This window comes from Sphingobacterium yanglingense, assembly GCF_004363245.1.
GTDB classification, from domain to species: domain Bacteria; phylum Bacteroidota; class Bacteroidia; order Sphingobacteriales; family Sphingobacteriaceae; genus Sphingobacterium; species Sphingobacterium yanglingense.
In genome coordinates, this window is record NZ_SNYV01000019.1 from 143,660 (window position 1) to 169,123 (window position 25,464).

General features: G+C 42.9%; 15 protein-coding genes. 7 read left to right on the forward strand and 8 right to left on the reverse strand.

What is annotated here, in order from left to right; all coding sequences use genetic code 11:
- The first annotated feature begins 5 nt into the window (after window positions 1-5).
- Together CLV99_RS21765 and CLV99_RS21770 are read left to right on the forward strand one after the other, a co-directional pair.
- Complete coding sequence (locus tag CLV99_RS21765) at window positions 6-1,037, forward strand: DUF4465 domain-containing protein (protein WP_162850184.1); 1,032 nt, start codon at window positions 6-8, stop codon at window positions 1,035-1,037.
- A 76-nt stretch (window positions 1,038-1,113) separates the two neighbouring features.
- Window positions 1,114-2,337 (forward strand): thioredoxin family protein, encoded by a 1,224-nt coding sequence (locus CLV99_RS21770; RefSeq protein ID WP_133586630.1) that lies wholly within the window; start codon window positions 1,114-1,116, stop codon window positions 2,335-2,337.
- Window positions 2,338-2,439: 102 nt separating this feature from the next.
- On the opposite strand, the gene CLV99_RS21775 is transcribed toward CLV99_RS21770, so the two are convergent.
- From CLV99_RS21775 to CLV99_RS21800, 6 genes are all read right to left on the reverse strand, one after another.
- Window positions 2,440-2,841: a hypothetical protein gene (locus CLV99_RS21775; protein ID WP_133586631.1), complete on the reverse strand. Its 402-nt coding sequence runs from the start codon at window positions 2,839-2,841 to the stop codon at window positions 2,440-2,442.
- 6 nt (window positions 2,842-2,847) lie between these two features.
- Complete coding sequence (locus CLV99_RS21780) at window positions 2,848-5,691, reverse strand: collagen-like domain-containing protein (protein WP_133586632.1); 2,844 nt, start codon at window positions 5,689-5,691, stop codon at window positions 2,848-2,850.
- A gap of 4 nt (window positions 5,692-5,695) precedes the next feature.
- On the reverse strand, window positions 5,696-6,964 hold the full coding sequence (locus tag CLV99_RS21785; protein WP_162850185.1) for a gliding motility-associated C-terminal domain-containing protein: 1,269 nt from the start codon (window positions 6,962-6,964) through the stop codon (window positions 5,696-5,698).
- A 187-nt stretch (window positions 6,965-7,151) separates the two neighbouring features.
- Window positions 7,152-8,141, reverse strand: a complete 990-nt coding sequence (locus CLV99_RS21790) for a hypothetical protein (protein ID WP_133586634.1) — start codon at window positions 8,139-8,141, stop codon at window positions 7,152-7,154.
- A 192-nt stretch (window positions 8,142-8,333) separates the two neighbouring features.
- On the reverse strand, window positions 8,334-9,443 hold the full coding sequence (locus tag CLV99_RS21795) for an acyltransferase family protein (RefSeq protein WP_133586635.1): 1,110 nt from the start codon (window positions 9,441-9,443) through the stop codon (window positions 8,334-8,336).
- A gap of 234 nt (window positions 9,444-9,677) precedes the next feature.
- Complete coding sequence (locus CLV99_RS21800; protein WP_133586636.1) at window positions 9,678-12,881, reverse strand: TonB-dependent receptor; 3,204 nt, start codon at window positions 12,879-12,881, stop codon at window positions 9,678-9,680.
- Between the two features lie 203 nt (window positions 12,882-13,084).
- On the opposite strand from CLV99_RS21800, the gene CLV99_RS21805 reads away from it, so the two are divergent.
- Entirely contained in the window at window positions 13,085-14,623 is a 1,539-nt protein-coding gene (locus CLV99_RS21805) for a sulfatase family protein (RefSeq protein ID WP_246032831.1), read from the forward strand.
- 1 nt (window position 14,624) lies between these two features.
- Here the strand turns inward: CLV99_RS21805 and CLV99_RS21810 are convergent, their stop codons facing one another.
- Both CLV99_RS21810 and CLV99_RS21815 read right to left on the reverse strand, forming a co-directional pair.
- Entirely contained in the window at window positions 14,625-16,643 is a 2,019-nt protein-coding gene (locus CLV99_RS21810; protein ID WP_211348620.1) for a BCCT family transporter, read from the reverse strand.
- Between the two features lie 274 nt (window positions 16,644-16,917).
- Window positions 16,918-17,580: a hypothetical protein gene (locus CLV99_RS21815; RefSeq protein WP_133586637.1), complete on the reverse strand. Its 663-nt coding sequence runs from the start codon at window positions 17,578-17,580 to the stop codon at window positions 16,918-16,920.
- A 775-nt stretch (window positions 17,581-18,355) separates the two neighbouring features.
- Between CLV99_RS21815 and CLV99_RS21820 the strand changes: the two genes are divergently transcribed.
- From CLV99_RS21820 to CLV99_RS21835, 4 genes are all read left to right on the forward strand, one after another.
- Window positions 18,356-18,958, forward strand: coding sequence for a sigma-70 family RNA polymerase sigma factor (locus tag CLV99_RS21820; protein ID WP_133586638.1), 603 nt, complete (start codon window positions 18,356-18,358; stop codon window positions 18,956-18,958).
- Window positions 18,959-19,050: 92 nt separating this feature from the next.
- A complete protein-coding gene (locus tag CLV99_RS21825; protein ID WP_133586639.1) occupies window positions 19,051-20,064 on the forward strand; it encodes a FecR family protein in 1,014 nt (337 codons plus the stop codon).
- A gap of 114 nt (window positions 20,065-20,178) precedes the next feature.
- A complete protein-coding gene (locus CLV99_RS21830) occupies window positions 20,179-23,598 on the forward strand; it encodes a TonB-dependent receptor (RefSeq protein ID WP_133586640.1) in 3,420 nt (1,139 codons plus the stop codon).
- Window positions 23,599-23,604: 6 nt separating this feature from the next.
- The gene (locus CLV99_RS21835) at window positions 23,605-25,437 is read left to right on the forward strand and encodes a RagB/SusD family nutrient uptake outer membrane protein (RefSeq protein WP_133586641.1); all 1,833 of its coding nucleotides are present in this window, start codon (window positions 23,605-23,607) and stop codon (window positions 25,435-25,437) included.
- Window positions 25,438-25,464: the final 27 nt, after the last annotated feature.

Sequence of the window (25,464 nt, forward strand, 5' to 3'; positions counted from 1 at the left end):
TGGCTATGACAAAAACAACATATTTTCTCTTAGGGCTATCTCTATTTTTGGGAAGCTGTAGCAAAGAGACCAAAGACTCACTTACTCCTTACCCAGAGGATATTACTTTCAATGAACTGGAGATGGATCGCTTCTCTTTCAAATTTATTGAGGGAGCGCAGTCTGGATCGGACAAGGCGGGGTTTGTAAGCTTTTCAGGCAAGCGTTTGCCTTCAGGTGATTTTGAAGGATTCGCCCTTTCCAATAAAAACTATAGATCGTTCCCTTGGTCACTGAGTTATACTTTTGGTAAGCCTACGCTTGCAGGTCAAGAACGTCAGACAGCGATAGACTCAACATTGTTTTCGGTTTTTACCAACGTGCCCAACCGTACAGAGAATTACCTCGTGGGTAATGCTGGAAGTGGTAAAGCTGTGATCAATATTAAGACACCTTCCGAGGTAGAACATATTTTGGTTGCCAATACTACGTATGGGTATCTACAGACATTCTATGGGAGTACCTATTCCGGGACATTGAACAAAGTAACCCAGGCTTACGAATCTACAGGCACTAAAGTGCGCAATCCGTTGATTCCGAATACAGCAACGACTATGTACGGAGTATTTTATTTACCTCAGGTACAAGGCTCCGATCTTATTCGCCTAGATGGATATGTTACGCTGGAAAAAGAAAAAGCTGGAAATACAGCTAAGAAGGCTGCTTTGGATGCAGGCAAGACAGCCGAGGAAGCACAGGGTGCATACGACAAAGCTTATGCCGATCGTAAATTGGGACAGGTAAAGCTGATTATAGAAGGCTACTCTGGAGGTAATAAAGTGGGCGAAGTAACACATTTCCTTGCTGTACGAGCGGGTGTGAATCCAGATAATCCGACACATAGTTATACTCAGAATAATTGGGTGGCCGTAGGTTTGCGTAACCTAGGTAAGGTAGATCAACTTCGCTTTAAGATGGATGGCGATTACCGAGATGCACAGGGCAAATTACTGACACCACAGTATTTCTGTTTAGACGGTATCCGTTTAAAAAAATAGGTGCGTATATGCCATTTGAAAGCGTCCAGTCCAACAAAGAGATCGGACGCTTTCTTATGACAAATTGAACAAACACATGATATATTTAAAACGTATAATACTCAGTATTGGTCTTATTTTTATAGGACATCTCGGCTGGTCGCAGGGGATTGTTTTTAATACCAATCTAGAAGAAAGCCTACAAGAAGCTAAGAAACAGAATAAGCTGATATTTGTAGACTTTTACACCTCCTGGTGTGGCCCTTGCAAAGCCTTATCAGCCAATGTTTTCCCGGATAAAGCAGTTGGAGACTTTTACAACAACAATTTTATTAGTGTTAAGATCCAATGCGATGATACCGGTTACGGAGTCGCATTAGGTAAAAAGTATAAAATAGCGGCCTATCCTACATTGATGTTCTTAGATGCGAATGGCGATATCGTGCATTCTGCAGCAGGTGCTCCAGATGTACAGGGGCTTATCGAGCTTGGTAAAATAGCGTCAGATCCCAAAAAGAACCAATTGTCCTTAAAAAAGGAGTGGGAGTCAGGCAATAGAGAAGAAGGTTTTACGTATAAGTACTTCGAATCACTGATACGTGCTTATCAGAATGATAAGGCATCGGCTGATTTTCAAGAATACTTTGCAACACTTTCTAAAGAGCAAAAGGCCAACAAGAGCACTTTCGATCTGATGCAAATCGTCAAAGAGCCACCATTTTCCAATACGTTCGATTATTTAGAGCAACATAAAGAAGACTATTACCAGACCGTAGGTAAAGGACGAGTTGACAGTACGATTGCCAAAAGCTACCTCTGGTATCTCAAGAACTTGCAATACTCAGGGATAATGAATAAAGATCTCACAGAGTTCAATACCAAGTTAGAACAGTTTAAAGCCAAAAATTATCCATATTACGAAGAGTACGTTGCATTTTATGATGTTTTTGATTTTAAGGACAGCGACAACAAAAGCGATGCAGAGATCTTTATGAAAAAAGGAACCAGCTTTTTACAAAAATATGGTTTGAATAACGATGATTATACCATATCCTTAACAATGATGCTGGCCAATTTGATATGGGGCAAAGACAGAGGAGTAGCAGGAATTGAATGGATGGAGACTCTAGTACAGCGCAATCCAGATGTACGGTACCTGGATAGTTACTTTCATATTCTCTTCCGTAACTTGCGCTGGGATCAGGCATTAGAGGTAGCCAAAAAAATTAAAGAGGATAAGTTAAAGAACAATCTTTCTACAAAAGACATCGACCAGAAGATACAAAGTGTCGCTGATGCACGTCTTAAGTACGGAGGTTAACTAAAAAGCGTAAGCACACGCAATGTTTAGTATATTGAGATAGCTCTTACTTTCGTGAGGGCTATTCTTCCTTGTCCGCTTCTACACTAAGGGACAATCCTATTATTGTCCCTGATTATTGGTCTTAAGTATATTTTTAGGCATTTCTATTTTTCGTTCTTCTACGGGTTGATCCGATGCCAACTTTACATTGCCAGGGTTGGGTTTGGTATTTGAGATAGACCTAGACTGTAATGTCGGGCTAGTAGCAGTGCCCCCTGTCGTTGGGGATGCCGAAAAGATCCAATTAAGCAACTCCTCTCTGCTCTTTATTTGACTGCGTTTGTCTTCATTGCTCGAGATAGGTAAGGAAGTACGTGTAGCATTCAGTATTTGAGGTTTACCATTGTGGCTATCACCAGATACCTTTAAAATCTGTTGCACCTTTTCGTTTTCTTTATTTGACTGCGCAAACAAACTGTTTGTACACAATATGAAGGTTAAAATCAATAATCTACTATACATCTTATTTTATTTTACGTTAACGAATACCTTTATTTTATCGACACCAGTTCCTGCAAACGGCTGTAAGGCCTTACCGATTACCTGGCCTACTTTTACTTTATCAGGATCAGCTTTCATGGCTACCCCCGGTGTAGAAGAGGTGACCAGTAGGTCGCCCCGTTGGATAGCCCCCCCCTCGTTACAGACTTTGGTTGGGATTACACCTACTACTCCCATAGGTACCTTGTCTGAGATGTCGGTATCCATATCTTCTTCGGTCAGCAATACCCCAGGTTTGGTCGCATATACACCTACCACTAATATCGAGTAGGCATCGGATGATTTTTCCACTGTACGATCCTCATCTATCGAGATCACGAGCACATCGCCAGGCTCGTAGGTATTTCGCTCGCCGATCACATCAAAGGCTTCCGCAATGTCTGCCCCACTATTTTGCGTACCACCATTGAAAAATGCCTTGCCTGCTAGATCGATTCGTGCTACATTGACTTCATTTTTTTGAAATATAGCGAGATCTCCAGATGTCCCCTTATGATCGACCAATAAGGTGCTTCCTTTTCCATTGGTGCTGATACTCACCGTTGGTTGCGTATTATCCTCATTAAAGTTTGCAAATTTACCTGCTTTTCCTGTTGCAAAACTTGGTACCCATCCATATATAGCATTTCCCGTACCAGCAATGGAACTTTCGACTCCATTCCCATCCTTTGCAACATTAGCTGTTATAGCGTTCCCGTTACCATCCGAAATAGCCGTTAGGGCTTGACCATACCCATTAGGGTTGGATGCATGGAAGAGGCCTGCACGGCCACCTGTACCCGAAGAGGTGCCAAATACAGCCGCTGCACCAAAATTTCCGAATATCGTATTCACTTCAGCACGGACTGCCGCCGCTACACTATTCGTATTGTCTACCTTAAATGAGGCCGCATTGCCCTGTTGGTTATTTGGGATGTCTCCATTTCCATTGGTTTCTACTTCCAAGGTATTGGATTTGTTCTGTGCATTTGTATTCTCAAAGCGTCCGGCCCGGCCAGTGCTATTGTTAAGTCCAACCTGTCCAAATACACCTATACCAGTACCTTTATTATCCGTTGCCACAAAACCACGAACACCATAGCCGCCGCCATCATTACGACCTACGACTGCACCAGCGATATCGCTTTTGGCGCGGCCTACAATAGCTTCTCCTCCGCTAAAGTTATCTCCGACAATACCTGCTGAGGTTTGTGCTGCAGTAGTGCCGTGTACAGCAAAGCCCGAAGTCGTATTCACATTGATTCCTTTGCCATTACCTGTTGTAGAGACCTCTATTACCGTTCCATTACTTACGGAGCTTGCTTTGAGTACAGTATTGTTATTGGAGGCATTGAATATAGAGATTTCAGCAGGCTTACCGTTATTGCTCGTTGCGGTAAGCCCTATACCTGCATTGCTATTTGCATACACCCCGGTACCATTTCCTGTGGCATTGCCATATACTCCGAGACCGTTGGGCGTAACACCGTATACACCCCAGCCTGATCCAGCATGCGAACCCCAAACGCCTATTCCTAGCCCTCCGGCACCGTTGTTGATTCCTTTTATACCGGTAGAAAAGCCTCCCGGTGAGGTGTTGTCGATCAGCCCTTCTACTGCAATTAGGCTAGAGCTACTACCGGTAAGTGTTCCTGATATTGCTTTTCCTTCTCCACTGTTTTTAATTGAAAACAACGTGGATGCATTGTTCTCACTGGCTGAGTAGGGGAGTACTAGGCTCGAAGACGAGCTTGGCGCTGATGGTACCCATTGCGTACCATCAAATTTTAAAATATCATTGGATACAGGGGCTGTACTGCTGATCTGCTTGCCACGCAGACCTGCGACCTGTGGTCCAGGAAATGTACCTGTCAGATCACCCGTTGCCGCGACATTATTTATCGTAGCGTCCGACCCTGCGGGACCAGCAGGCCCCTGTGGTCCTTCGTCACCGGTTTCCCCTTTATCTCCTTTAGGTCCTTGTACTCCAATCGGTCCAATTGGTCCCTGTATTCCCTGTGGTCCTTCGTCACCGGTTTCCCCTTTATCACCTTTGGGTCCTTGTACTCCAATCGGTCCAATTGGTCCCTGTATTCCCTGTGGTCCTTCGCCACCGGTTTCCCCTTTATCACCTTTGGGTCCTTGTACTCCAATCGGTCCAATTGGTCCCTGTATTCCCTGTGGTCCTTCGCCACCGGTTTCCCCTTTATCTCCTTTAGGTCCTTGTACTCCAATCGGTCCAATTGGTCCCTGTATTCCCTGTGGTCCTTCGCCACCGGTTTCCCCTTTATCTCCTTTAGGTCCTTGTACTCCAATCGGTCCTATTGGTCCCTGTATTCCCTGTGGTCCTTCGTCACCGGTTTCTCCTTTATCTCCTTTGGGACCTCGCGCTCCAATCGGTCCTATTGGCCCCTGTATACCCTGTGGTCCTTCTTCACCGGCTTCCCCTTTATCTCCTTTGGATCCTTTCAACGAAGCTACAAAATCTGTGACCGATCCTGTATTTCCTGCCTGCAGCCAACTATCGTAAGCCGAAAGATTCGCAACCCATTTTGTCCCATCATTATAATAAATGCCAACCAAGACATCAGCAACGGCTTTGGTGTTAAACACCATGATACCAGCCTCGTGAGTGGTTAGTGGGTAGGGATCTTTGGTATCTCTTAACTCGACACGCGCGTGTAGTAATCCGCGTGTTTTGCTGTTCAGTTCCAGAATTGCCTGTTTGCTTGGCAGCGCTTTATCGCCACTGCTGTCCGATATTTTTGACTGTGCCTTTGCTCCTCCGATAATCAGGAAAGCTGCTACGAATAGACTATATATTTTTTGCATACCGTTAATTTTCTGTTAATAATAAAACCCATCCTTTATATAGCGAGCTGTTATTCCCCTTTTTAGTTTCGATGATGTAATAATAAGTTCCACCATTTAATCCAGAGCCGTTCCAACTATTATCATACATCAGGTTATGATAAACACTGTTTCCCCAGCGATTATAAATAGTGAGAATAACAGCGTCAAAATTTTCAAGTCCCAGTAGTACAAATCGATCATTTACCCCATCTCCATTTGGCGTAAATGTGTTGGGGATAAAGAAATTATTAGACAATGCTACTGATTTTGTAAACCAAGAGGTATAATCGACATCATTTGTAGCCAACAGTACTGCCCAAGATTGATGTACCCCTTCAGAGATCCGTTTTGTAGGAAGGAGATCCATGTCTTCCGATCCTGTAAATTGATGGATTGAGGCCTTCTCATCCGTATATTTATCCTTATTAACGGCCATCGGATGTGTTAGAGTCAATGTTACATTTAGCGGCTGCGAGGCATAGATCTGCCAATTAAGATCAATACCCGATTGCGGGTCTTTATGATGCACTGTGCTACCGATATAATCATTTACCCGTGCATATATAGTTGCTTCCTTATCGTTATCAGATATTACTACCGGAGCATAATGCTGGGTTGGGGTAGCGATTGGGAATAGAAACTGAGACCCAGAGATAAGAGCTTTGGAAACATATCCATAATCATTGCGCATGATCAGTTTACGGCGATTGCCATATTGCGTTATGGATGCCTCTTTATCAAACGATAGGTTATAGCCGTTGAGTTGTATATCAGCTCCATCTTGTGCGAGCTTTAGCTCTCCACCGATGTTTAGTGCTGCACCTTCCGGGCCCGAAGGGCTTACGACACCATAACCCGGATCATCAATGTTTTCGAGGATGATACCTTTGCTATTGTGGTGTTCTATTAATAGCTTGATAAAATCACCGTTATTCCCATCGACTATTGTTGGCTTCTTTTTAAGGCCTTCGTAATACTGACTTTCTGAGGGATCATAGATTAGAATTCGACCTTTTCCATGGATCCTTGCCCCAGGGGATATCCAGACTTGCTGGCACCAGATCTCGAGTGTACCATCAATCGTCCACTCCGCCTGAGGACCAAGATAAACCGTTTCGCCGAATAGAGACCTTATAGCGTCTTGTTCTATTGTTACCTTAGAATTTTCGAACAGGGCACTGCCTTTATTGTCCTGACAAAATACCGAGTGGATAGAAAAAATAAGTAACAAGAAGGAGGCTATCGATTTCATTTGACAAAGCATGCTTTACTTGGGCGGATATGAATATATACTAATCCACAAAAGTAAGACTTGAAAAATCGAATATGAAGTTTTAGGGGGTGGACAAAAGGTGGACAAATGACGGACCGGTATGGACAATTGAGGTACAAATCAAGAAAGTACTTAGAAGAATGCACTCTTTAGAGAAAAAACAGGTTCAATTTTCGTTTTTTGTTGCTTCGCTTGTTTCGGGATTTATTTCTTCACTGGATGTATCCTCACCAGATTCCTCATTATAGGGATTGTCCTTTATGCTCTTTTCTATATTCTGTACCTGTTCGGGGGTATATTGGTCATATTGTACAAAACGTTTTTCTTTCGGGCTATAGAAAATAGCTTTGTATTCGGTAGCGTTTTTTATGAAAATACCATCATTTGGAGCGGCTGTTTTATCCAGATTTCCATAGTATTCATTGATATAGATCAGTTGTCCTTTTTTGAAGCTTTTGATTGTAGGTGCCGTCCCCCAATTGCCGGAATAGACGATGTCACAGCCGTTGGAAGCATTTTTATGAAGAATATAAACCTGACTGTTTTCTGCCGAATAATCTTCCAGCACAATAGCCACATCCTGGATATTACTACCGACAAAGTCACCAAAGGCGACGACATCTTTTACCCTGTCGGGGATACTGGTAAACCGCCATACTTTATTACTGTGGTATTGGTTTTTATAGAATAAATCGACAATACAGGATTGAAAACGCGAAGGGATATCATTATAATCATCCGAAGGAAACACCTCGTAATAATTCAGGTTATCAAAACTATAATAGGATAATGCGCTTGACGGAATATATTTATGGATTTTTTCTTCTGCAAAAATATCATCCCTGTCATCCATATTTTTGATCTTATAAAAATACCCTACCCCCTCAAGATTACGCCATTTTTCCAACTCGATGTCTACTATTGTGTTTGCAGGGATTAGCTTATACTTTGTAAAGCCGTTATTTTCTCTGACATTTATATCATAGGTATATAGTTGTATTGGCGATTTTACAGTCACTTGTACCGTACTCTCGTCATTGGTTTCTTTATATCTTTTGTATGCATAAGTTCCAGCAAAAACAAGTAGCCCAAGAATAATAGCTACAATGATGATAATCTTTCTCTTCGATCTTTGGGTCTTTTGTTCCGATTCCATTCTATGTCGTTTGTCAATTTACGAAAGGTCTTTAGCACCATGCTGCTAACATCCAAACCTACATAAATTCGTCTTTACACACAATATAATTGCGTCGAAATACAAAATCGAATTTTGTAACTCTCCTCATTCAGTTAATGTGTAATTAAGTAAAAGGCCCAGATTTAGTGTCTGGGCCTTTTTTATAGGGTATTATACCTTGAGGAATATCTTCTTTTTGTATAAAAAATATAAGAATAGCCAGCAGACGGCAAAATAACCGATATTACTGAGCAGCTCGCCATATCCTTCCGGTAGGTGCTCGATGAGACCTCCTAAGAAATAATTGGATATTTTCGAAAAACTGACCATCTCCTGAGCGAGGTAGATCGTGATCGAGTTGAGCCCTACGACACTAAAGAACAAAGCATACCGCGTATACCCTTTGACATCCATCAGGTAATAGAATAGCGAGAACAAGATTAAGGATATACCCGACACCACACATACAAAGGAGCTGGTCCATAGTTTTTTGTTGATTGGGAACTGTAGGCTCCAGATATAACCGATCAGGATTAATAAGACCGCTGTCACGAGCATATAGCTGATCTTTTTCGAGTCCGAGTATCTCTCCGATGGCAGTTGGATCCACTGGCCCGTAAACATACCGAACATGGCCATGGCGATGGCAGGGATGGTACTCAATAGCCCCTCTGGATCAAAGGAGCCGTAAATGAGCTTACCAGGGAGTAATAGGCGATCTACTGTGCCGACTAGGTTGTCTTCAAAAGAATAGGGATCAGAAGCATCAGGAATCAGCCACAGTGCTAGCCAGTATCCGACCAAGAGGACTACCGCTATTGCTAGATTGGTCCTGGTACCGAAACGTACGAATAATAATGCGGAAAACATCCAGGCTAGTCCTATGCGGCCCAGTACACTGGCATAGCGCAAGTTCTCAAAATCGAGCTGGAAGAAGCCGTTGTATACGATTCCCAATAAGACGAGCGTGATACCCCGTTTGATAATCTTTCGATAGATCTCGCTTTCGCTCTTGCCGGAGCGTCGTTGAGCATGTAGTGAAAAGGGAAATGATATCCCCGCTATAAATAAGAATAACGGGAAAATAGTGTCGTGATGGGTCAGGCCATGCCACTCGACATGGTGCATCTGGCTGCCCAGCCACTGCATGGTTGTCGAATCGGGAAATAACTCCGTCAAGGCGACTATTATCCCCGCCAGGCCCATGATAAAAAACATGTCAAACCCCCGGAGTGCGTCCAATGATGTCAAGCGTTTGCTTTTTTGAGGTGTAGGTTCCATAATGGTTGTACTATTCTTTTCTGTATTGGCTATAGGTCTCTGTGCTAACTCGTCGCACAGATAGGTTATCGACAGGCTAATCTAGTGTTTTTTTTGTAGAATATTATTGTTCAGAAAATTTTCCGGGAAGATGTTAGGAAGATTTAAGATAGGTATAGCATATGATGAGAAACTCCCAATCAATGACCGCAGCGCCAACGATTGGGAGTTTTGTTTTTGAACTTTCGCTAGGTGTTAAAAAGCGTACCGTAATCCTAACTGTATCTGGTAGGGATTGCCAGCGTAACCTTTGGCACCTACTGAATTGACGCTATAGACAAACTCTTGTTTGGCTGCATCAAAGGAGTTGACCTTATATAGGGTCTGGTTGCCCAAGGAGTGATTGACTCCCCACTCTTTATTCAATAGATTGCCAAAATTGAAGATCTCCGCAGAAATCTCTATACCATGTGTTTTGTAAAATCTGAAGTTGCGGGCGATACGGATATCAACGGTCCCGAAAAAGCTGTTCTCTCCGGCGTTGCGCTCAGCGATACGGCCTCTATATTTTGTCAGTACGTCTTTTAGGCTTTGACTAGCCTCAGGATTGTCTAGGATACCATTGAATCCCTTGATGATATTTTCGGGTAATGCGGTATTCGTCCAGTCAAAGATATAGGCCAGGTCATTGTCGGGTGTTACAAAATCACCATTTGTATTAGCGCCCGATCGGATAGTATAACGTGTACCGCCTAGACCAGTATAACGGACACCTACTTCTACGCCGTAGAATGTAGGCAATGTACCATAAGCTACTACTTTGTGGCGGAATTGATTGTCCGAATAGGTGATCATGCTGAGGTCGCGGGGATCATCGACCACAGGCTGTACCAAGGTAGCCGTATTGGCAACATTACCATTGAAAGACGTATTATCCTTGGTGTCATTCCAGGTATAGCTGGCCGTGATGGCACCGTCCTTAAAATAATTGTAGGTAGCGTCCAGTACGACTGCATATTGGTTTATCTTTCCGATGCTGGTCAGCTCTAATACACGGCCTAGTTTATTGGATTTGCGACCATCTTTCCAGTCAGGTTGCCCAGTCTTACTGTCGATGCGGTCGGCAGGTACGAATACTCCGCGATTGGCTTCATTGGCCAGGCGGAAGTAGGACTGATCGACCATATTGCGTTCGATATAGGTGTAGTTATTACGTCCTAAAGTCATGTACCCGGTGATGCCGACTTTGAATCTATCGGTGATAAACTTGCTGTAATTGATATTGGCCTTGTAGACCGTGGGTACTTTGACATCCTCGCCGGTGTAGTTGATCGTCGGTAGCTGATGCTGAGCGAGAGACGGGATTGTGCTTTTGTCGTTACGGTACTCGTTGAAATCCGGTGTAGGAACATCATTGCCACGTACATCGACGGTAGCTAGGTTGGAACCATCGAATGTCAGGTTGTTGATGATGACATAGTTGTTGAGGTCTGAAGCAAAGATACCAGCACCAAGACGTAGGAAGTCGGTCTGGTTCTCATTGATATCCCAAGAGAACTGTAATCTAGGTTGCACGATGAAGGAGCTGATCTTGTTGTCCGTACGGATGCCGAGCTCATCGTATACCATCTGATTGAAAGTAGCTTTGGGGTAGGATGCGTAGTCTAGACGAACACCTGCTGTCATCTCCAGTCCTGCCATTAGATTCTTTTTCATCTGCCCGTAAAGACCGATGTTGGCAATGGTACCTTTGACGGAGATATCGTCTTTAAGAGGGACCTCGCGATAGTAGCGGTAGGGTTTCAGATTTTCAAAATTGTCTAAGGCCGGTATTTCGGCAGCAGTAGTTGTCTTGGCAGTAGTGGTATAGTGGAAGCGGCCGTTGACCTCCGACCCATAGATAGAACTGGAGCGGGTAGCCATGAGGTCTGCTCCGAAGGTATACTTGGCAAAATCGGTATCGTAGTAAAGGTTGTTCGATACTTGAAATACATGATTGCGGAAGCTTTCCTGTGCGAAGCGGTGTCCGCCCAGCTGTATGTTGGTTGCCAGTGACTTGCCATTGATATCCGACGATACGTTTTCTACAATAGCGCGGGGGATATAATTTTTGCCGATGAGGTCACTCTGCGTACTGTTTTGGTACACGTAGAGGTATTGTGCTTTGAGCTCATTGGTAATGCGTGGGGAGATAGAGGTACGCAATGTAGCCAATAGGCTATTGTCAAAGTTTTTGTCATTCCCCCAGGATTCTAGAATATTAATGTTGGTATTGTCGCCCAGTCCCATAGGGTTGTAATCGTAAGTGAGGTTGTTGCGGATGGTCAATAAGTTCTTTTCATTAAGCTGGTAGTCCAGGCGTAGGAATACCGCGTCGGAAGTCCTCTTTTTGGGAATAGCTCCAGTCTGGGCCTGATCAGAAACACCATATTTGCTACGTGCAATACCCATATAGCGATCCAGTGTCGTAGCACTTATTTTATAGAGTTCCTCGTTGGAGGTCGACCGCACATCAGCAATCAATAGCGATCGGTTGTCCTGCTGCCTGTCCCACACAACAAAATAATGTAGCTTGTCTTTTATGATAGGGCCTCCCAAAGAAAAACCAAATTGGTACGTAGAATAGTCGCCGATGCGCTTATTGCCCCGTATATCGTAGTTGCTGGTGAGCCAGTCTGCACGGCCAAAACCGAAGACCGATCCAGTAAGGGTATTGGTACCTGCTTTGGTAGCTGCAGATATCGTACCACCACCACTACGGCCAAAGGTGACGTCATACTGGTTGGTTACGACTTTGAATTCCCGTACAGCTTCCATGGAGATGGAATACGGAGCGCCGCTGCGGCTAGTGGTCGCTCCGGCAGATGTAGGGTTCTTGGCATTCATGCCGTCGATGGTGAAATTGGTCGAGGAGCCTAGCTGTCCGGAGATGCTCCCTCCTCGAGCCAAGGGAGATAGATCCGTGAGGGACGTGAAATTACGTCCGTTGACGGGCAGTGAACGTATATCTTTGGAGGAAAAAGCGGTGGCCGCTCCCAGATAATCTTTGGTATTCTGTAAGGCATTGGCTCGTACCTCTACTGCATCCAGTAAGCGTGAGCTGGAGATCAGAGTGATATTGACCAAGGCCACATCACCTTGATTGAGTTGTACACCAGCTGCCGATCCTTCCCCCTTTTCCATAGATTGTACCGTCACCGTGTACGGCCCACCCAGTGGGAGTTGCTTGAGATCGTACATCCCGCGTTCGTTGGTGAGAGTGCTCGTGGTAAATCCAGTGGAAGTATTCCGTATGCGTACAGTAGCACTACTTACGGTATTGCCATGCTCGTCAGTAACACGGCCGTTGATAGAGGCTTGTGTTCCTTGGGCCTGGACCTGTTTATGAAGCAGAAGAATGAATAAGGATAAATGTAGGCACAGTAGTGGCCTGTAGGAGCGAAGTAAGGTTGTAGACATAGTGTTAGTTTGTGTTTAGAGCAAAACTAATATAGTGATGTTAAGGTAATACTGATGCTTGGCTAATAGATTGTTATGATTTAGTTAAGCTGGGGTTAACACCTTTGCACTGAGGTCGCGTGGTACACTCTTGCTATTCATTATTGTGAGGCGGTTTTGCAGATTCTTTGCTATATTTAGGCCTTTCAACCATTCTTGATTTTATGATTCGAACTCCCAATAGTATGATAGGTCCTGTGCTGGCTATTACAGCAGCTTTAATGAGTTTTCTAGTTCAGGTAGTGCATGCACAGCAGCAGCGACCCAATGTTATTTTTATCTATGTCGATGATCTAGGCTACGGGGATCTGGGCAGTTATGGCGCGACCAAGATAAAGACGCCTCATTTGGACCGCCTAGCGGAGCAAGGGACACGGTTTACAAACGGGCATAGTACATCTGCAACCTGTACACCCTCGCGCTACGCACTGATGACAGGGAGGTACCCTTGGAGACAAGAAGGAACGGGGATATTGCCCGGAGATGCGAAACTGATCGTCCCTACAGACGAGGTGACTTTACCTAAGGTATTCAAAAATGCAGGATATAGTACCGCTATTATTGGTAAATGGCACCTTGGGCTTGGAGATAAAGTGGAGAAGGACTGGAATGCTGCGGTAAAACCAGGGCCTAATGAAGTAGGGTTTGATTATTCTTTTATTTTCCCGGCGACGGCAGACCGTGTGCCTACCGTATTTATGGAAAACCACCACGTGGTCGGGCTAGATACCAAAGATCCGATCCATGTCAATTACCATAAGAAGATAGGTACAGATCCTACAGGTAAGGAAAACCCAGAACTGCTGAAGATGCCTTCATCGCCCAATCAAGGGCATGACAATACCATTGTCAACGGGATCGGGCGGATCGGGTATATGACAGGAGGCACACAGGCACGTTGGGTAGACGAAGAGCTTACGACCACATTTCTGTCCGTGGCCCAAGAGTTTATCGAGCAGCAGCACAAGAACCCTTTCTTTTTATTCTTTACGATGACCGAGCCGCATGTGCCACGTATGCCAGCGACCTATTTCAAGGGTAAGAGTGGCTTAGGCTATAGAGGCGACGCGATATTACAGATGGACTGGACAGTCGGGCGGTTGATGCAGCAATTGGAATCTCTAGGTATAGCGGATAATACGATCGTTATCTTTTCGAGCGATAATGGGCCAGTATTGGATGATGGTTATGTAGATGGTGCTGTAGAGCAGCTTAATGGGCATCTACCGGCAGGCCCTTTGCGGGGAGGTAAATACAGTATTTTCGAAGGAGGCACACGTGTTCCTTTTATTGTATCCGGCCCGGGCGTAGCGAAGGGGAAAGTATCGGGAGCTCTGCTTAGTCAAGTGGATATATTGGCTTCGATGTCAGAATTGTTAGGACAGCAGAAGCCTTCGACTGCGTTAGATAGCGAACCTCTGCTCAGTACCTTGTTGGGCCATGGTGATAAAGGTAGGGAGGTGTACGTCCAACAGGGAGGTACCTTGGCTGTTCGTAAAGGAAATTGGAAATACATCGCACCTAGCGGTGGGGCGGCCTATGATCCACATACAAAGACCGAGCTCGGCAATAGCAAGAGCCCCCAACTGTATGATCTGGGAGCTGATATCGGTGAGCGCAACAATCTTGCCCAAGAGCGACCAGAGCTACTGAAGGAGCTGGAGTCACTCTTGGAACAGGAGCGCGCAAAGCGGAAGAAGTAAGCTACTTCATCCTTCTATTGGCATTGATACTGATAAACATCTCGTTGCGCTGTTCGACAATGATCTCGATAAAGCGCTCGTAGTGTTTCAGCACATCAGATATCAGTTCATTTTTGGTGAATAGCTGTACGTCGTATCCTTCCCGGGCATCACCAAAATAGGATTTTGGAAAATGGTTTTCCTCCTCACGTATATCGGGTAGATTGTCCTCTGTCAGGAGATAATCGGAGACTTCGCGTGCATGGTTTTCTACGCCATAGATAAAGTTATTGACCACATCGTGGTGGATCTCGATCTCAATACGTGTGGGATCTTCGTGCGTGTTGATCTTGGCCTCGATACCGTTGGACTGAAATTCGGCTTGTAGCTCGTCGAAGGCAGAGCGTACCGTAGTCTGTATAAATTGGTCTACAGTCTTACTGTCCTTGAAGGAGACAATCTGTTTGAGCCGCTCTTTCCAGGATTCGCCCGACCAGGGTACAGTGGATGCCGAGAAGTCTTTCTCATAGTAGCTTCTGTCGATAGCCAGGGCCTTGACGAGGCTGACAATGAATAGCAATACGATAATGGAAAAGGGAAGCGCCGTAATCAAGGTCATGCTCTGTAACGCCTGTAATCCTCCGGCATTGAGTAGCAAGAGCGCAAGCGTGGCCAATAGCACACCCCAGAATATAATCTGCCATTTGGGCGATATCTTCGCATTCTTGGTGGCGATTCCGTTCATCACGAAGATACCCGAGTCGGCAGAGGTCACGAAAAATATCACGATGATAAGGATTGTAGCAAAGCTGAATACGGTGGACAAAGGCAGGTATTCAAAAAAGCGGAACATAAGGGCATCAGGATCTGTAGCAAGCTTACTCAATGCCCCATCCGCTATGTTAAGGTCGATCCACATGGCACTGTTGCCAAAGACCGACATCCATATAAAGTTGAACAGAGTGGGCAGGATGAGCACCGCGGCAATGAATTCGCGGATGGTACGCCCTTTGGATATCTTGGCGATAAATAGCCCGACATAGGGCGACCAGGAGATCCACCATGCCCAGTACAGGATAGTCCAGTTGTAAAACCAAGGCAGGGTCTCCTCCTCATACACATGTGTACCAAAGGTGAGGTTGAAAAAATTGTTAAAGTAGTTGCCCAGTCCTTCGGTAAAACTACCTATAAGATAGACGGTAGGGCCTAGCGCGAGTACAGCAAGTAGGAGCACGATTACGCTGGCTACATTGATGTTGCTCAGGATACGCACACCTTTGTCTACACCAGATACAGCGGAAAAGATAGACAGGGATACCAGTATAGTGACGATAGCAATCTGGTAGGTGAAGCTGCTCTCCGGGATAATGCCAAGCGTCTCCAATCCGGAGCTGATCTGCACAACCCCAAATCCCAGCGTGGTAGTGATACCAAAGAAAGTACTGCATAGTGCAAATACATCAATAGCATTGCCCCATCGGCCACTGATCTTGTCTTTTAAAAGCGGGTAGAATCCACTACGTAGCGACAGCGGTAGCCGGTATCGGTGTGCAAAGTAAGCCAAGGACAGTCCCACCATACCATATATGGCCCAGGCATGTATGCCCCAGTGGAAGAAGGTATATAACTGCGCGTTCTTGGCACGATTGATCAGCGTGTTGCCATCGAATACAGGGTCCGAATAATGTTGCATGGGCTCCGCCACACTAAAATACATCAGTCCGATTCCCATTCCTGCGGCAAAGAGCATGGATACCCAGGAAAAAAATGAATACTGGGGCTTGCTGTCGTTGCTGCCGAGTTTGATGTCACCGTATTTGCTGAACATCAGGTAGACGAGGAAGATGACAAAGATCGTCACGGCCCAGACATATACCCAGTTGAGGTTAATAAAGATAAAGGATTTGACGGTGTTCAGTAGATCTTCGGTCAGTAAAGGGAAGGCTGCAGATAGCAAACAGATGCCTAGGATAAAAATCAAGCTGGGTAGCGTGACGCCTTTACTGAGGGTGGTTCTTATTTTTGGGAATTTGATCATCATGTGTATTGAAACAAAAACAGAGAATGGGCTGCTTTTGTTTCCGAAGGAGGCTTTTTTCTTTCGAAATAAGGGTCAAATAATTTCCTGCTCCGGGATTTTCAAGTGTAGACGGCCGACGTGCGCTTTTAGTTATAGAGTGGGACTACTGTGCTATGAAAATGGAAATTATTAAATGGCGCACAGGGGACAAAGGTAAGAAAATATTTTTAACCCCTTTTTTGGCGGCTGATAGTACCTGTATCGGACTATCTCCTATCTTTACTGTTTTGAACTTTTACAAGCTGAATTTTTCGCTTAGCTTCTCGCTTTTTGATTCTGTTTCCGTCTGCATGGCAAGTGCTGTATCAATGGTCTCATCGATCAGGTTGTTAAAGTCCAGCTGCGAAAAAGGATGTAATTTGTTGAAATGCGCATCGATACGGTGTGTGATATCCTGCTTTACACTATCGAGGTCCCGTACAGAAGCAATAATGACCAATTTTTCGGAAGTGTCCAAGTCGCATAGAAAGCTGTCTATATGGTATTTGCCCGACCCACTCGTGAGGATGAGGATATCGGCTTCTGTAGCACCTGCTATGGCGCTCTGGTTGATGACAAAAGATAGACGTGGATTGGCTACGATATAGGAAGCGAGTTTTTCAATATCATAAGGATGGAGCTGCCAGCCAAAACATTTGTAGACCTCTTTTTTCGGAAAGGAGCGGAGCGGACTGGATTTTGGTTTTTTCCTGTTCGAAGGATCCATATGTCGATAGATATACTTGTCTTTGTAGTCATCCAACTCCGGATAATATTTACCCGGTATCCTTTCAAAGTCTACGATCGTCGCGTCGGATATAGTGTCTTTTGGCATATTGTATTCCGGCTCACCTTGTTTTAGGAGCTTCTTTTCAATATTATTAAGCCAAGAAATGAATCTCAGGGTCAAGTTCTTCATATACGGTTTTTTGTCTTAGTGGTCTTGTATACAGGGTCTAAGCTCTTGCGAATATAGTAAGTATTTTTTTACATTTCAATAATTTTTGCACAACGCGTACAAGTTCGTATTGTAAATTATCTTTTTGAGTGTTTATCAAAAGGGTATTCTCCTTTTGGAGATAGTTTTTATTTAATGGTTCTTTGATAAGAGCGATAATTTATTTTTATCTATTGTACAGAATGAGTATGCTTATTTGTGTGAAAAATTTTATTTGATGCTAAGCAATTGTATAAGTTAGATGAATAACAGATTTTAATTTATGTTAAAAAAAATCATTCCCTTTATGATTTCTCTTTTACTTTTTGTTCGAGTGGGGGGCTTATGGAATTGGCGTCGTCATCCCGAAAGCGGGACAGGTAATCGAGTGTGTCGAGACATCTACAAAGTATAAATTCGTTTGCTCGTTTTATACCTCTATTTTTATTCCTTCTCCTCCTCAGGTGATATCAAAGCTATTATTGGACGCTCGAAGTCGTTTATAATTGTTCCATTGTCATTAATCCATCTATAGGAATAGGTGTAGTGTTTTTTCTGTTAGATGAAGGTGGTTATTTCTGTTCCATATTAGGATAAGAGTTTGAAGTCTCATTTAGAGTGTTTGGGTTTTTGTAAAAAGATTATTACTTTGCAACTGTTTAGTCTAAAAACAATGCTGATAAGCTTTTATGTTCACCTTGAAGCATAAAAAAACCTTAATAATTAGTTAATATTTAAAAGTTAGATTTACGATCAAATGATTGTTTCAGGAAATTTCATTCTAATACAGGACGATTTTAAAGCTTGGATTGAAGGTGACGATCGTGCATTTGAAGCGGTTTTTGACCATTTATATCCACATTTTTATCGTATTGCAAATAGGGTTATTCGAGATGAACATGTAGCCGAAGAGCTCAGTATGAATACGATGATGAAGATTTGGGATTTAAGGTCGAAATCTGATAAAGTCGAGCGTATGGACAGTTATTTTTTTGGCATTTTAAGACAACAGATAGCGAGATACCTGCGAAAAAATGTATTAAAGACAGTCAGTTTAGACGGTTTTGAAGAGTCTGATTACGTAGCTATTGATGACAAGTCGATTCCATATAAAGAGCTTTTGGAATGTTACTATCAGGCATTAGAAAAATTATCCCCGCAGCAAAAGAAAGTCTTCCTAATGAGCCGCGAAGAGTATATGAGCAATCAAGAAATAAGTGATCGTTTATCATTGTCCGTCCATACGGTCAATAACCATATAAAAGCTTCCCTAAAAGTTATCCGTAAAGAACTTCATGACACCCCAGTTGAAGCGATCAGTATTCTTACATTAATCCTACCTTTTATTACCAAAGGTTAATTCGATTGAAAAATATTTTACAGCTCACTAGCCAATAGGTACGGCCTAAGGATTCTTATTAATAGAGGCATTATAAAACTCTATTTAAAAACATGCTAGTACCTAATAAGGAATTATTAATAAAATATTTTAGTGGTCACTGTTCAGAAGAAGAAGAACATGTAGTAGAACTCTATCTATCTTTAGAAATAGATAAAGACTATATTAATGAATGTCTAGCAGAGATAAGTCATGACCTGGAAACGGCAGATTCCACCGTTGTTACCTTACAACAGAAAGAAAAAAGACGTGCCAAGTTTCAGGAAATTAAGCGTTCGAAGGAATTGAACGACACTATTATACCCAAAATACATAAGGCACAATCAAGAAATATTTCCATATACAGAGTTTATGCCGCTGTAGCATCCGTCATCGTTATTTTGCTTTTTGCAGGTTATTATGCTATCCATTTTCCCATGCAACGAACAGCGTATATCAGTCTCGCTACAGGAGCGATGGACGAAAAGAAAATCATATTACCCGATGGGTCTAAGTTGTGGTTAAGTGCTAATACAGAAATCCGTTATGAAGAAGATTTTGGCGCGCGAAATAGGAATATTGAGGTTATAGATGGTGAAGCCTATTTTGATGTTATTAAAAATGACAAATTACCATTTATAGTGAAGGCAAAATCTACAACTACCCGCGTTTTAGGTACAGCGTTTACAATTACATCGTATCGACAATTAGGGTATACCGATATACAGGTAAACCGTGGTAAAGTGAATGTGCAGGCTGCTCATCAAAACTACACAGGCTTAACCATTGGTGACGCTATACATCTTGATGAAAAGACAATGCACAGCAATCCGTACAAGTTTGATAGGGGAAGATTTGACCCTGAGTCACGTCATGTTTTCCTCCAATCTGTAAGTTTCGAAGAGTTGGCTCTACGGATAGATCAGATATATGGTTACCGATTGGTTGCGAGCAGTCCTGATATAAAGACAAAGAAATATACAATTGAAATAACTAAGGCCGACACTATAGATAGTCTACTGTCTAATATTAGTTGGTTACATCATGGTACGTATGAGATCAAAGGAAAGGAGGTTGTTATGTACTAGATTTTAAAAGGCTATCGTCTTAGAGAAATTCTAGTACGATAGCCCCCGGAGAACTACTGTAGGAGGTCGATCTCCAAATAAAGAACCCATTATAAAATAGATTATTATATAAATATGAAAAGAATAATTCATTTTCTTTATCCTTTAGCAATAAAAAGTGATTGTTTAGGGATGAAGAAGCGTAGCGTAGCTACAATACTGCTTTTAGTTTCCGTTTTCTCTTTGGCATTTGGTCAAGTTTCTAAGACTAAAGTATCCATAGATATTCCATCAGAGACTTTAGATAAAGCCATAGAATTGTTGCGAAAAAAAAGTGGCGTTAATTTTTTGTACACTTCGGATGAACTTTCGAAATACCGTACCTCAGCGGTACAGTTTAAAAACCAAAATATAGGCGAAGTACTAAAACAATTAACCAAAGGTACCAATCTAGAGTTTGTAGAGCGAAACAATGCAATTCTAATTCGTACAAGAGCAATTTCCAACTCTCCAGTAACAAAGAAAACAGGGAATACTGCGGCACAACAAGAAGTGACCGTCCAAGGAACACTAGTGGATAATACTGGGTTGAAACTAGAGGGGGTTACTGTGCAGGCAAGAGAGGTTCCATCCATCAAAACCCGTACAGACCAAAATGGTATGTTCATTTTAAAGCTAACGAAAGATGTCGAACATTTAACCTTCTCACTAGTAGGATTTCAATCAACAACCTTGGCCATCAATGAGATCAAAGAAGATGACTTGATTACATTAAATATTGATCAAGGTGAGCTTGAAGAAGTTGTTGTTGTAGGTTTCGGAACACAGAAAAAGCAAAGCCTGGTAGGTTCACAATCCACCATAAAGCCACAAGAATTAAAAGTTCCTGTAGCCAATCTATCTACAGCTATTGCAGGTCGATTAGCCGGTGTGGTCGCTACACAGCGAGGAGGAGGTCCAGGCTCTGGAGGAGCAGATTTATTTGTTCGTGGTGTTGCAACATTTTCATCATCTCCACAAAACCCTTTATTAGTTGTTGATGGAGTGCCTGATAGATCAATTGATAATATAGATCCCGAAGATGTAGAGAGCTTTACAGTATTGAAAGATGCAACAGCTACAGCCGTTTACGGAACCCGAGGAGCGAATGGTGTAATCATAATTAATACACGAAAAGGTAGGTCTGGAAGAGCAACCATCACAGCAGAGGCCAATCAAGGTATTACCGGATTTACCTACTTGCCAAAGTTTGTTGATGGGCCTACAAATATGAGGTTGTACAATGAGGGGATGGAAATGCGGGACAGACAACCCTATTACACAGAAGAGGTTATTGCGAAGCATATTTCAGGAGAAGATCCAGACTTATACCCGAATGTCAACTGGTATGATGTCCTTTTCAATGACTTTGGTACGAACAACCGCGTCAATTTAAATATCAATGGAGGAGCAGACATCGCAAAGTATTTTGTGTCCTTAGGTTATTATGGTGAGACAGGACAGTTTAAAACGGGCGATGTTGAAGCCTATAATTCTAAGTTGAAGCAAGATCGTTTTAATTTCACGAGCAATACAAACATCAATTTAACGAAAAGCACCACAGTAGATTTTGGATTAAGCGGATACATTTCGACACTTAATAGACCTGCATATGGTATTAATGAGCTTTTTGTTATGGCGGCATCAACAGCGCCACATGTTATTCCTGTTCAGTATTCCAATGGGCAGTGGCCACAAATAAAGGGATTATTACCGTCGCCATACATGGCATTAACACAGAGCGGTGTCAATAATCGATATGACAATTCAATACGTTCAAATCTAAAAGTGGTACAGGATTTAGGGTTTTTAACTCAAGGACTAAAAGCATCAGGTTTATTTGCATTTGACATAAACTCACAGAATAATCTTAATCGCGGACGTAATTTACAGACCTATTTTGCTACAGGTCGTGATGATGACGGCAACTTAATAACGGAGATATCATCTACAGGATCAAATGATTTAAGTTATTCGCTGACCCGTTTTGGAGATAGAAGATTTTACAGTGAAGGTTCATTAAATTATGGACGTAGTTTTAATAACCATGAAGTTGGCGGGCTTATTTTATTTAATCAATCCGATTATAGTGATGCCACCAGCCGTGTAGATAATTATACCAAAGCTATTCCGTACCGCCAAAGAAATCTAGTAGGAAGAGGAACATATGGGTACGATGGTCGCTATTTCGCTGAGGCAAATTTTTCTTATTCAGGTTCGGACAACTTTGCTCCGGCCAATAGGTTTGGATTCTTTCCTTCTGTAGGTCTCGGATGGCTAGTCTCTAATGAGAAATTTTTCGAAGGCGTTTCGAATCATGTTTCCCATCTTAAACTGCGCTATTCATATGGCGTATCTGGTAATGCAGGCGTAAACGACCCCAATAATCGATTCTTGTACCTATCACGCTTTGCCAAAGAGAGCGGTGGATACGCTTTTGGTGAACCAGGAGCGTCCAAGGAATACAAGGGCTATTATGAGGATCAAATAGGTGCCAACGTAAGATGGGAATCATCTTATAGGCATAATCTTGGTATAGAGATCAACTTCTTCCAGAACGAATTACAATTTATCGCAGAGCTATTCAAAGAAGATCGCCAGGGCATTTTGATGCGTGACCTTTCCATCCCATACAATTCGGGGTACACCTCTAGCAATCTACCATTCCTAAATATTGGAGAAACGAGTAATAAAGGTATAGATGTAACTTTAGAGTATAATAAAAAGTTCGGCGATCAAGGCTTTGTAATGACCCGTGGTACTTTCAACTATAACAAAAATAATGTTGTACGAGACAATTTGCCGGCATGGAGATACCCCTGGTTAGAGCGCGAGGGGCACAAGATCAGTCAGCGATTTGGATATGTAGCAGAAGGATTGTTCAAGAGTGATGAAGAGATAGCCAGTTCAGCAAAACAAACGGGAGATGTTCGTGTTGGGGACATTAGATATCGTGATCTAAATGGAGATGGGATGATAAACTCTGACGATCAACAAGCAATTGGTTATGGCTCAACTCCAGCAGTTATGTATGGGTTAACTATTGCAGCGGGGTATAAAGGCTTCGATATGAGTTTGTTTTTTCAAGGTGCAGGTATGGTCGATATCAACATGGGCTCGGGTTTTGGAACTACACCATTTCCAAACGGAAGAACATATGGTAACCTTTACGAAGCCATGTTAGATCGTTGGGATCCCAATAGTCCGGATAAAAAAACATTATATCCACGATTATCAACAAGTGCTGATCAGACAACCAACTACTATACCAGCTCATGGTGGTTGAAAAAAGGAGATTATTTGAGGTTAAAGCAAGTTGAAATTGGGTACAACTTTACGAGTCAAAATTTCTTAAAGAAGCTTTCAATCAGCAAAATGAGAGTATTTACAAATGGCACCAATCTATTTACTCTATCAAGTTGGGATCTTTGGGATCCAGAAGTAGGTGACGGTCGGGGCGTTAGTTATCCAAACACACGCGTATTCAACTTTGGTGTTAGAGTCAATTTTCAATAATTAATTATGATCAAGAGAATAAGACAATATACAATCGTAATCGTATTAGTTACTATTACCCTTGTGACAGGCTGTAAAAAGAATTTCTTTGATACACAGCCAGACAATCAATTGGACATAGCATCCATATTTTCAAATCGGGAGCAGACCGAGCAATATTGGGGAGGTTTATTTACGGCAGTTCCTGATATCTGGGATCAGCCCTACGCACAGCTTTGGGGTGCCATTTCTGATGAATTGGATATTTCCAACAATACAGATGCCACTATTAATGCAATAAATAGTGGAGCTTTAACAACGAGCACAACCCCCCAACATTACCTAAATTATTATGTCAAAATTAGGCAGTGTGCTATATTTTTAGAAAATATAGATCGCAATCAAGAAATTCTAGCCTTAGACAACGGAGCCGAATTAATAAAGCGCTATAAGGCCGAGGCACGCTTTTTAAGAGCCTATTATTACTGGATGATGGTTAAGCTATATGGTCCTGTTGTATTTCAACCCGAAACCGTGGGCAATCCCAATGATAACTACATGATTCCTCGTACCCCTATGGACGAAGGGATAGCTAGAATATTGAGTGAAATGGATAAAGCATATGCCGATCTGCCTGAGGATTATTACCAATCTAATTCTGCAGAAGTAGATCCGACCCAACGCGGTCGCATCAATAAAATGATTATAGCAGCCGTTAAATCCCAGATTCTGTTATACCATGCGAGTCCCCTATATAATGGAAATACCGACTATGCATCCTTTCGAAACTATGATGGGACCTTGCTATTTAATCAGGTTGCAGACCAGAGTCGGTGGGGCAAAGCCGCGGCTGCCGCCAAGGCCGCCATTGATTTGGCCGATAAAAATGGCAAGTCACTTTATAAAGTCAATCATGCAGATCCATTTAGAGCAGCTTTCCTGTCCTCTCGAGATTTATATTGGAATGGATGGCGTACAGAAGGAATTTGGTTGCGTACGACAAGTGCGCTTCGTAATTGGGAGATACGCGCAGCTCCTAGAGCTATAGCTGGTACAGCGTACAATTATACTGCTCCTATGCAAGAAGTGATAGATGATTTTCGCATGGCAAATGGCAAAGATATCAGTCAAGATCCTGCGTACGACGAGACGGGATACACTACTAAAGGGAGCGAATATTATGTGGCAGGAACCAACAATATGTATGTCGGCAGAGAAGCGCGTTTTTATGCATATATTACATTTAATGGTTCCATGATCCCAGGTGCACCAAAAGCAGGAATGAGTAGGGTTGAGTTTTATAGTACAGGCAATTCTGGTTCTAAAGGAGCTCCTCGAGATTGGACTGTGACAGGATATACCGTTAGAAAGAATATTCATAATACCTTTAGTGTTAGTCCAGCAGTCAACGTAGCTAGACCAGCGATGCTGATTCGGTTGGCCGAGTTGTACTTGAACTATGCTGAGGCATTGAATGAGTCCGATCCGGGGCATCCCGATGTATTGAAATATTTAAATGCCATAAGAAATAGAGCAGGACTATCATCGCTTGATGCAACGCTTAGTCAGCATGAAATACGCGAATCCATCCGTATGGAGCGTCGTATAGAGCTCTCGTTTGAAGGGCATCGTTATTTCGATGTTCGTCGATGGAAAGTAGCGGGAGACCCTGGCTATTACCAAGGCGGAAATTATACAGGTATGGATATGTCCAAAGGGACAACACTGAGCGATCCCGAATTTCATACACGTACAGTTGTTTTAAAACGCACACCGTGGGATAAAAAATATTACTTTATGCCATTTGGTCAAGCAGAAATGGATCGTAATACACAGTTAGTTCCATTGCCAGGATATTAACATAATGCACACTCTGTAATCATGAAG